This is a genomic window from Zobellella denitrificans (assembly GCF_002237365.1).
Taxonomy (GTDB): Bacteria; Pseudomonadota; Gammaproteobacteria; order Enterobacterales; family Aeromonadaceae; genus Oceanimonas; species Oceanimonas denitrificans.
This window is the reverse complement of sequence record NZ_NMUO01000120.1, coordinates 1-9,237: the sequence shown is the minus strand read 5'-3', so window position 1 is coordinate 9,237 and position 9,237 is coordinate 1. Positions and strand designations below refer to the sequence as shown.

Sequence of the window (9,237 nt, the reverse complement as noted above, 5' to 3'; positions counted from 1 at the left end):
AAGGGCCGTCCGAGACTAGGACGTAGATAGGCAGGGTGTGGAAGCGTAGCGATACGTGCAGCTAACCTGTACTAATGACCCGTGCGGCTTAACCATACAACACCCAAGAAGTGTGAGACCTTGCGGTATCGAGAACGGATTATTCATCAGGCAGAACATTGCTCCTGCATGTTCTACATGTCCGCCCACCCTGGCGGTCGCTTTTCCGGATTGAAAGTTTATTGCCTGGCGGCGATAGCGTTGTGGTCCCACCTGACTCCATGCCGAACTCAGAAGTGAAACGCACCCGCGCCGATGATAGTGTGGCAGCTGCCATGTGAAAGTAGGTCACTGCCAGGCACCCAATTGGAAAACCCCGATACGAAAGTGTCGGGGTTTTTTGTGTTTTCGGCTGACCAGAGCCGCTCTTGCAGCAGCCCCCCACTTCGGCGAGGCGAGGGGCGTGTTTGCTTCTGCTGTCAGTCCACGTCCCGACCCAGGGCTGCCCGGCGGATGCGGTACCACTGCTGGCGGCTGAGCTGGATATGCTCGGCCTGTACCGCCTGCCTGACCCGTTCAATCCTGCCCGAGCCGATGATCGGCAGCGGTTGGCTGGGCAGCATCATGACCCAGGCAAAGACCACCTGCTCTATGGTGGCGGCGTCCACTTCCAGCGCGATCTGTGCCAGCTCATCCCGCAGTGCCTGGAAGGCCGGATCCTTGAACAGCCGACCGCCGCCCAGGCAGGACCAGGCCATGGGTTTGAAATGCCGGCGCTGACATTGATCCAGGGTGCCGTCGGTGAGGGTGTCCTGGTAGAGGGGAGATATCTCTACCTGGTTGGTGACCAGCGGGTAGTCCAGCCGGGACTGCAGCAGCTCGAACTGGCTGGGGGTGAAGTTGGATACGCCGAAATGGCGGACCTTGCCGCTTTTCTTCAGGTTGTTGAAGGCCTTGGCCATTTCATCCGCGTTCATCAGGTAGTCGGGCCTGTGGATCAGCAGCAGATCCAGGTGATCGGTGCCGAAATGGCGCAGCGACTGCTCCGCCGAGGCGATGATATGGGCCTTTTCGCTGTTGTAGTGGGGCAATTGGTGGCCGGGATGGGCGGCGGAAGGCAGGGCGATGCCGCACTTGGTGACGATCTGCAGTTGCTCGCGCAGGTCGGGCTTGAGTTTCAGCGCCTGGCCGAAGGCCGCCTCGCAGCCGTAGCTGCCATAGATATCCGCATGGTCGATGGTGGTGATACCGAGTTCCAGGTGCTGTTCGATAAACCGGAGCAGATCCTGGGGCGACATCTGCCATTCCAGCAGCCGCCAGTAGCCCATGATCAGGCGGGAAAACTTGGGGCCTTCGGGGCTGACTAATACGCGTGTAACGGACATGGCGGAACTCCCTGTTATGAAAAAATAATGATGTTTTGCCAACTATACGTCATTCTGCACCGGCCTGGTCGAGGGCCAGCCTGAGTTCCACTATGCCGTCTTCCAGGTGCATCGTCACCTTGAATCCCAGCTTGCGCGCCAGTACCACCATCCCCCTGTTGGACGGCATGGTGATGCCGCTCAGGCTGTGCAGGCCCCGTTGCCGGGCATAACGGATGATTTTTTCCATCAGCAGCCGGCCCAGGCCCACCCCCTTGAGATCGGAGCGCACCAGCACCGCGAACTCGGCGTCGCTGTTGTCCGGATCCGAGACCGCCCTGACCACGCCGAGAATATCGCCGTTGCCAGCCACCGCCACGAAGGCCATTTCCCGGTCGTAATCGATCTGGGTCATATGAGCCAGTTCCTCATGGCCGATCACCACATCGGCGAAGAAGCGCTTGTACCTGTCCTCATCGGACACGTGGGCGACAAACTCCTTATGGGCCGGCTCGTCTTCGGGCAGTATGGGGCGCAGCAGTATGGGGCTGTCATCCTTCAGCCGGGCCTGCTCCTCCCATTCCTTGGGATAGGGACGGATGGCCAGCCTGGCCTGGCCGTCGCCTTCGAAGGGGCTGAGCCTGAGGCTGACATCCAGCGCGATCATCTCCTTGCCGGTGGCCAGCAGGGGATGGATGTCGAGCCGGGTGATCTCCGGATGGTTGATGATAAGGTGGGACACCTGGGTCAGCACCCGACAGACGGCCTCCATGTCCAGGGCCTGCTGGGAGCGGTTGGCCCTGACCTTGCCACTTTTCAGGGCGTGGATTACCAGGTAGCGGGCCAGGGTCATGTTGAGCGGCGGCAGGGCCACCGCCGCCTGCTCTTCCCCTTCCCAGTCGACGCCGCCGTCGCCCAGCAGTATCACCGGGCCGAACACCGGATCCGAGCGCACCGCGATGTGCAGCTCCTGGGTGCCGGCCCGCCGGGCCATGCGCTGGACCAGCAGGCCGTGGATGCGGGCGCTGGGAAAGGTTTGCCGGACCCGATCGAGAATGGCGTCGGCGGCCTGGGCCACCTCCGCCGCCGAGCGCAGGTTGAGCACCACGCCGGAAACGTCGGACTTGTGGGCGATATCCGGGGAGCGCAGCTTGATCACCACCGGATAGCCGATCTGCTCGGCGATATGGGCCGCTTCGGTGGCGTCCGAGGCAATCCAGGTGGGCAGGGTCTGGATGCCGTAGGCGGCCATCAGCCGGCTGACCTCGTGGGTGTCCAACTGCTGGAGGCCCTGCTGGAAAGCCTCCTGGATCAGTGCCTTGACGGTCTCGGCGTCGCTCGGCATGTCGGAGACGGACTCCGGGGTTTCCATCAGTTGCTTCTGGTTGCGGCGGTATTCCACCAGGTGCATAAAGGCGCCGGCGGCACTTTCCGGGGTACGGTAGGTGGGTATGCCGGCCTCGGTAAAGCAGCGGCGGGCCTCGAACACGCTGGTTTCCCCCGACCAGTTGGTGAGGATGTTGAAGCGCCGGGCCCGGGGGTGCTCCTTGATCACCTGAATAAGCTCCCTGGCCACCAGGGTGCTGTTCACCGCCGCGGAAGGGGCATGCATGATCAGGATGGCGTCGAAGTCGTCGCTGTCGAGCAGCACCTTGAGGCTGGCGATATAGCGCTCCACCGGTGCATCGCCGACGATGTCGATGGGGTTGGTATGGGACCAGGCCGGCGGCAGCACCCTGTCCAGGGCCGACAGGGTGGCCTCGCTCAAGGAGGCCAGCTTGCCGCCCCGGGCCAGCAGGGTATCGATGGCCATGATCGCCGGGCCGCCGCCGTTGGTGAGGATCACCAGCCGCTCGCCGCGCAGGCTCTGGGCATGGTTGAGGGTTTCCACCGCCGCGAACAAGTCATGGGTATCCCTTACCCTGAGCATGCCGGCCCGGCGGATGGCGGCATCGTAGGCCGCGTCCAGCCCCACGTCGCCGCCGGTGTGCAGGTGGCCGAGCTGGGCGCCGATCCGGGTCTTGCCACTCTTGACCACCAGCACCGCCTTGTTGCGCGATGCGGCCCGGGCCGCCGACATAAAGGTGCGGGCGTCCTGGATGGCGTCCATGTACAGCAGTATGGCGTTGGTGTGCCGGTCCCGGGCCAGGTAGTCGAGCAGTTGGGCAAAGTCGATGTCGCTGGCGTCACCCAGGGAGATGAAGTGGGAGAAGCCGATGTCGTTGTGGCGGGCCCAGTCGAGGATGGTGGCGCATACCGCCGCCGACTGGGACACGAAGGCGATGCGGCCCGGCTTGGCGGGGAAGGGGGCGAAACTCACATTCAGGCCCAGGTGCGGCAGTATCACGCCCATGCTGTTGGGACCGAGCAGGCGCATGCCGTGGCGGCGGGCGCCGTCTTTCATCTGCGCCAGCTGTTCGCCGTTGGTGCCGGCGGCCAGGACGATGGCGGCCTTGCAGCCTTTCCGCCCGAGCTGGTCGATGATGCCGGGATTCTTGGCGGCCGGGGTGCAGATGATGGCCAGATCCGGTACTCGTGGCAGGCTCTGGATGTCCGGATAGGCCATGACCCCGGCGACGGCGTCGTACTTGGGGTTGACCGGCATTACCGGGCCGCTGAAGTTGCCGGCCAGCAGGTTTTTCATCACCAGCTTGCCGGCGCCGTTGTCCCGGTGGGAGGCGCCGATCACGGCGATGCTGGCGGGCCGGAAGAGGGCGTCAAGTCCTTGCAGCGGCATAGCGACTCCTTGAGTGGATGAGGGGACTGGGCCCGAGTGGTTCTAGCACATTATAAGATACTGATCCGGATTTCATTTTTAGTGGTGTGAGCAGGTTCCAGGGGTTGGCGGTATGAATCTAGCATCCCGGGCGAGTTCAAGGCTTGTCTTGCCGCAAGTTCTGCTTTAGTATGATAAAGCCGGAGACCGGGGGCGGGCGTGCAAGGGCATGTTAATTTTTCCGCCGCCCTTGGTCGTTGTTCTCATATGCGTCTAGTTTTATTCAGGCGGGCACGATTAAGGATAATCATTATGGGCTGGAGCAAGCATCTGGGATTTTTCCGCCTGGGGCGCAGCGGCAATGGCCGGCTGCGCGAGGCACTGGAACACGCCATCGACGCCGTGGTGAGCATCGATCAGCACAACAGGGTCGTCTACTTCAATCCGGCGGCGGAACGGCTGTGGGGCTACCGCAGGGACGAAGTGCTGGGCAACAACGTCAATATGCTGGTGCCCGGCGCCATCCGCGCCGCCCACGACGGCTACGTCAACCGCAACCGGGACACCGGGGAGAACCGCATCGTCGGCACCAGCCGCGAGGTACAGCTGCAGCGCAAGGACGGCCAGATGGTGTGGGTGAGCCTGTCCCTTTCCCGCTATAAACTGGGCCGTGATATCGGCTACACCGCCTTCGTGCGCGACATCACCGCCGAGCACAACATGCGGGAGATGATCAACCAGACCCTGGAGCAGGCCATCGACGCCGTGGTGACCATAGACGAACACAACACCGTCACCTTCTTCAACCAGGCGGCGGAGCGGCTCTGGGGCTACGACCGGGCCGAGGTGCTGGGACAGAACGTCAAGATGCTGGTGCCCCACGATATCCGCCCCAACCATGACAACTATGTGAATGCCAACCGCCGCACCGGCCAGGACAAGATCGTCGGCACCAGCCGCGAAGTGCCGGTATTCCGCAAGGACGGCAGCCGGTTGTGGGCCACCCTGGCCCTGTCCAAGGTGCAGCTCGACGGGCGCATCATCTATACCGCCTTCCTCAAGGACGTGACCGCCGAGGTGGAGCGGCGGGAGGAATTCCGGCTGCTGTCACTGGTGGCCAACCGCACCAACAACTCGGTGATCATCACCGATGCCGAGGGGCGCATCGAGTACGTCAACCCGGGCTTCTGCAGCCTGACCGGTTACAGCCTGGACGAGGTCCAGGGCCGCAAGCCCGGCGACTTCCTGCAGGGTGAACTGACCGATCCGGCCACCCGGGCGCGGATCCGCGACTACCTGTCCCGCCAGCAGGCCTTCTACGACGAAATTCTCAACTACGACAAGCAGGGCAACCCCTACTGGGTGTCGCTCGCCATCAACCCGGTGTTCAGCGAGCAGGGCAAGCTGGAGCGCTTTATCTCCATCCAGGTCAACATCACCGAGACCAAGTCCAAGGCGCTGGAGTTCAATGCCCGGCTGGAGGCCATCGGCTCTTCCTTTGCGGTGGCCGAATGGAACGGTGGCGGCGAACTCAGCTATACCAATGCCCTGCTCGACAAGCTGATGCACCGGGATCACGCCACCATGGCCTCGGGGCCCCTGGGGCGGTTGCGCCAATTGCTGGGCGAGGACGGCTGGCAGCAACTGCAACAGGGCCGGAGCCTGCAGCGGGATCTGGAAGTGCCAGACGGAGCTGGCCAGGTGGTCTGGCTCGACGTGACTTTCACCCCCATCCTGGATGTCAACCAGCACCTGGCCAAGGTGGTGATGTACGGCTCCGATATCAGCCTGCGCAAGCGCACCATCGAAGAGACCAACAACGCCATGGGGGAAGTGCTGGGCTCGAGCGATCAAATCCAGCATATCGCCCGCACCATCAACGATATCGCCGAACAGACCAACCTGCTGGCCCTGAACGCCGCCATAGAGGCGGCGCGGGCCGGGGAGCAGGGACGGGGTTTCGCGGTGGTGGCCGACGAGGTGCGCACCCTGGCGGCCCGCTCCCGGGCCTCGGCGGACGAGATCAGCCGGCTGCTGGGCGACACCAAGGTGCGTATCGAAGGCCTGGCGGATTCCCTGCAACGGCTCGAGCAGACCGAATAGCTGCCGCCGGGAGGCTCAGCCGAATAGCCGCTCCCGGAACATAAAGAAAACGGCGCCCAGCAGGCAGAGCCCGGCCCAGACGAAGTCCATGCGGAAGGGCTCCTTCAGGTAGAGGATGGAGAAGGGCACGAACACCGACAGGGTGATCACCTCCTGCAGTATCTTCAGCTGGCCCACGTTGACCACCTGGACGCCGATGCGGTTGGCCGGCACCTGCAGCAGGTATTCGAACAGGGCGATGCCCCAGCTGATCAAGGCGGCCCAGATCCAGGGGCTGTTCTGCATGTTCTTCAGGTGGCCGTACCAGGCGAAGGTCATAAAGATATTGCTGAGCGTCAGCAGGCCGATGGTGATAAGCAAAGGGTTCATGACATGATCTCCGGATAAGGCGCGCGGATTATCGGGCCTGGCGCAAACTTGCACAAGATGGTGGCGTCCCGGCACTGTGGTTTTTTTCATCACGACGCGTTCCTGTGGTTCCCGGGCCCGGTGGCGGGTAAACTGGTGGAAACGCCATGTCACCAAGGTTCAAGATGCAGTTTCCCACCATCGAAGATTTTGTCGGCAACACCCCCCTGGTGCGCTTGCAGCGGCTGGCCGGCCACACCCGCAGCCAGGTGCTGGTCAAGCTGGAAGGCAACAACCCGGCGGGCTCGGTCAAGGACAGGCCGGCGCTCAACATGATCCGCCAGGCCGAGGCCAGGGGCCGGATCCGGCCCGGCGACACCCTGATCGAAGCCACCAGCGGCAATACCGGCATCGCCCTGGCCATGGCCGCCGCCATCAAGGGCTACCGCATGGTGCTGATCATGCCCGACAACGCCACCGAAGAACGCAAGGCCTCGATGCGGGCCTATGGCGCCGAGCTGATCCTGGTCAGCAAGGAAGAAGGCATGGAGGGTGCCCGGGACCTGGCCGATAGCATGGCCGCCGAGGGCAAGGGCGTCATCCTGGATCAGTTCAACAACCCGGACAATCCGCAAGCCCACCTGCTGACCACCGGGCCGGAGATCTGGCGCCAGACCGGGGGACTGCTCACCCACTTTGTGTCCAGCATGGGCACCACCGGCACCATCATGGGGGTGTCGCAATACCTGAAGCAGCAGAACCCCGCCATACAAATCGTCGGCCTGCAGCCCGGCGAGGGCAGCCAGATCCCCGGTATCCGCCGCTGGCCCGAGGCCTACCTGCCGGGCATTTTCGACAAGAGCCGGGTGGATCAGGTGCTGGACATCGGCGAGGCGGAGGCGGTGGACACCATGCTCCGGCTGGCGCGGGAGGAAGGCATCTTCTGCGGGATCAGTTCCGGCGGCGCCGTGGCCGGCGCCCTCCGGCTGGCGGAGCAGGTCGACGATGCCCTGATCGTGGCCATCATCTGCGACCGGGGCGATCGCTACCTGTCATCCGGGGTGTTCAACGGCATCCAGGCTTGAAGCCGATCGCTGGAAGCTTGAAGATGGCCGGCTTCCGGCTTCCGGCTTCCGGCTTCCGGCTTCCGGCTTCCGGCTTCCGGCTTCCGGCTTCCGGCTTCCGGCTTCCGGCTTTATGGCTCAGGACGCTTTCTGCCCCCGGGCGCGCCGCCATTCCCGCCAGGGAGCCCGGCGGCCGCCGGGGCTGCCATTCAGTACCAGGTGGGCGGCCAGGCCGAACACCACGCCCCACAGGGCCGACGACAGCCCGTACAGCGACAGCCCCGAGGCGGTGACGATAAAGGCGATCAGCGCGGCTTCCCGCCCCTTCGGCTCCTCCAGCGCGGTCACCAGATTGCCGCCGATGGCGCCGAGCAGGGCCAGGCCGGCCAGCACCGCCACGAAGGCCACCGGCAGCGAGGTGAACAGGCTCACTATGGTGCCGGCGAAGAGGCCGCCCACCAGGTAGAAGACGCCGTTGAACACCCCGGCCACATAGCGCCGCTTGGGATCCTCATGGGCGTCCTTGCCGGCGCAGATGGCGGCGGTGATGGCGGCCACCACTATGCTGATGCCGCCGAACAGCGCCATGGGCAGGGACACCAGGCTGGTCACGCCGAGCACGGGCCTGGCCCCGACCGGGTAGCCGGCGCCATGCAGTATCGCCATGCCCGGCAGGAACTGGCCGGACAGGCTGACCAGTACCAGCGGCAGCGCCAGGCCCAGGGTGGCGGCCAGCGACCATTCCGGCCGGATCAGTTGCGGGGTGGCCAGCTCCCAGCGCAGGCCGGCCAGCGACGCCCCCTCCAGCACCATCGCCAGCAGTATGCCGGCCAGCAGCAGCAGGATCAGGCTGTACTTGGGCCAGAGCCGGCGACACAGCAGATAGGCGGCCAGCATGCCGAGGGCCAGGGCGGGGGAGCCGTCGATGGCGGTGAAGGCACCCACCCCGAACTGGAACAGGATGCCGGCCATCATGCCGGCGGCCACGCCTTTGGGAATGGCGCGCACCAGGGCGTCGAAGCTGCCGGATAGGCCGATCACCAGGGTGATGGCGGCGGCGGTAAGGTAGGCGCCCACCGCCTCGTTGAGCGACAGCCCGGGAAACAGGGTCACCAGCAGGGCGGTGCCCGGGGCCGACCAGGCGGTGACCACGGGCACCCTGAGCCAGAGCGACAGCACCATGCCGGAGACGGCGGCACCGAGGGAAATGGCCCATACCCAGGAGGTCATCATCTCCTGGGACACGCCGGCGCTGGCGCCGGCCTGGAAGAAGATGGCGAGCGGCCCGGCGTAGGACACCAGCACCGCCAGAAAGCCCGCGGCCACCGCCGGCAGCGACAGATCGCGCAGAAAAGAGGTCATATCCGGCTCCTTCTGAAAATAAAGCAATATGAGGGATAAATAGCGGGTTCTATCAGGCCGCGATAAACTTTCGGAGTCGCCCAATCCAGTAGCACCCATGCTCAAATAGGCGGACAAAGGGAACGGCTCCGCCGACCGTCACATGCCAGGGATGGCATGTGCCGAGCGACACATGGATGTGCTTGAAGCGTGTCGGCGGAGTTGGCCCAGTTACCTCTTTATCTACGGTTACAGTCAAGCACCGGATCAGTGACCAAAGCGCCAGCCTGTCGACCTGTAGCTCTCTATTTAAAAGGGGGCC

At 64.2% G+C, this 9,237-nt stretch carries 6 protein-coding genes and 2 rRNA genes; 4 read left to right on the top strand and 4 right to left on the bottom strand.

Translation table 11 applies throughout. The annotated features are described in order from the left end of the window. A 23S ribosomal RNA gene (locus CGX12_RS17710) occupies positions 1–96 on the top strand; the annotation flags it as partial. 128 nt (positions 97–224) lie between these two features. Next, positions 225–339: ribosomal RNA gene (rrf, locus tag CGX12_RS17705) — 5S ribosomal RNA — on the top strand. A gap of 119 nt (positions 340–458) precedes the next feature. Here rrf and CGX12_RS17700 read toward each other — a convergent pair. Continuing rightward, entirely contained in the window at positions 459–1,364 is a 906-nt protein-coding gene (locus CGX12_RS17700) for an aldo/keto reductase (protein WP_094041157.1), read from the bottom strand. A gap of 49 nt (positions 1,365–1,413) precedes the next feature. Beyond that, on the bottom strand, positions 1,414–4,080 hold the full coding sequence (locus CGX12_RS17695) for a bifunctional acetate--CoA ligase family protein/GNAT family N-acetyltransferase (RefSeq protein WP_094041156.1): 2,667 nt from the start codon (positions 4,078–4,080) through the stop codon (positions 1,414–1,416). A gap of 291 nt (positions 4,081–4,371) precedes the next feature. Here CGX12_RS17695 and CGX12_RS20360 point away from each other — a divergent pair, with 291 nt between their 5' ends. Further along, complete coding sequence (locus tag CGX12_RS20360) at positions 4,372–6,162, top strand: PAS domain S-box protein (protein ID WP_094041155.1); 1,791 nt, start codon at positions 4,372–4,374, stop codon at positions 6,160–6,162. A 15-nt stretch (positions 6,163–6,177) separates the two neighbouring features. On the opposite strand, the gene CGX12_RS17685 is transcribed toward CGX12_RS20360, so the two are convergent. Next, on the bottom strand, positions 6,178–6,531 hold the full coding sequence (locus CGX12_RS17685) for a DMT family protein (protein ID WP_094041154.1): 354 nt from the start codon (positions 6,529–6,531) through the stop codon (positions 6,178–6,180). A 164-nt stretch (positions 6,532–6,695) separates the two neighbouring features. Here CGX12_RS17685 and cysM point away from each other — a divergent pair, with 164 nt between their 5' ends. Then, positions 6,696–7,595 (top strand): cysteine synthase CysM, encoded by a 900-nt coding sequence (gene cysM, locus CGX12_RS17680; RefSeq protein ID WP_094041153.1) that lies wholly within the window; start codon positions 6,696–6,698, stop codon positions 7,593–7,595. Between the two features lie 117 nt (positions 7,596–7,712). On the opposite strand, the gene CGX12_RS17675 is transcribed toward cysM, so the two are convergent. Then, complete coding sequence (locus CGX12_RS17675; protein WP_094041152.1) at positions 7,713–8,936, bottom strand: benzoate/H(+) symporter BenE family transporter; 1,224 nt, start codon at positions 8,934–8,936, stop codon at positions 7,713–7,715. Between the last annotated feature and the right edge of the window lie 301 nt (positions 8,937–9,237).

Coding starts and splice junctions, on each gene's coding strand:
- CGX12_RS17700 (WP_094041157.1), bottom strand. CDS start 1,364: ATGTCCGTTACACGCGTATTAGTCAGCCCCGAAGGCCCCAAGTTTTCC.
- CGX12_RS17695 (WP_094041156.1), bottom strand. CDS start 4,080: ATGCCGCTGCAAGGACTTGACGCCCTCTTCCGGCCCGCCAGCATCGCC.
- CGX12_RS20360 (WP_094041155.1), top strand. CDS start 4,372: ATGGGCTGGAGCAAGCATCTGGGATTTTTCCGCCTGGGGCGCAGCGGC.
- CGX12_RS17685 (WP_094041154.1), bottom strand. CDS start 6,531: ATGAACCCTTTGCTTATCACCATCGGCCTGCTGACGCTCAGCAATATC.
- cysM (WP_094041153.1), top strand. CDS start 6,696: ATGCAGTTTCCCACCATCGAAGATTTTGTCGGCAACACCCCCCTGGTG.
- CGX12_RS17675 (WP_094041152.1), bottom strand. CDS start 8,936: ATGACCTCTTTTCTGCGCGATCTGTCGCTGCCGGCGGTGGCCGCGGGC.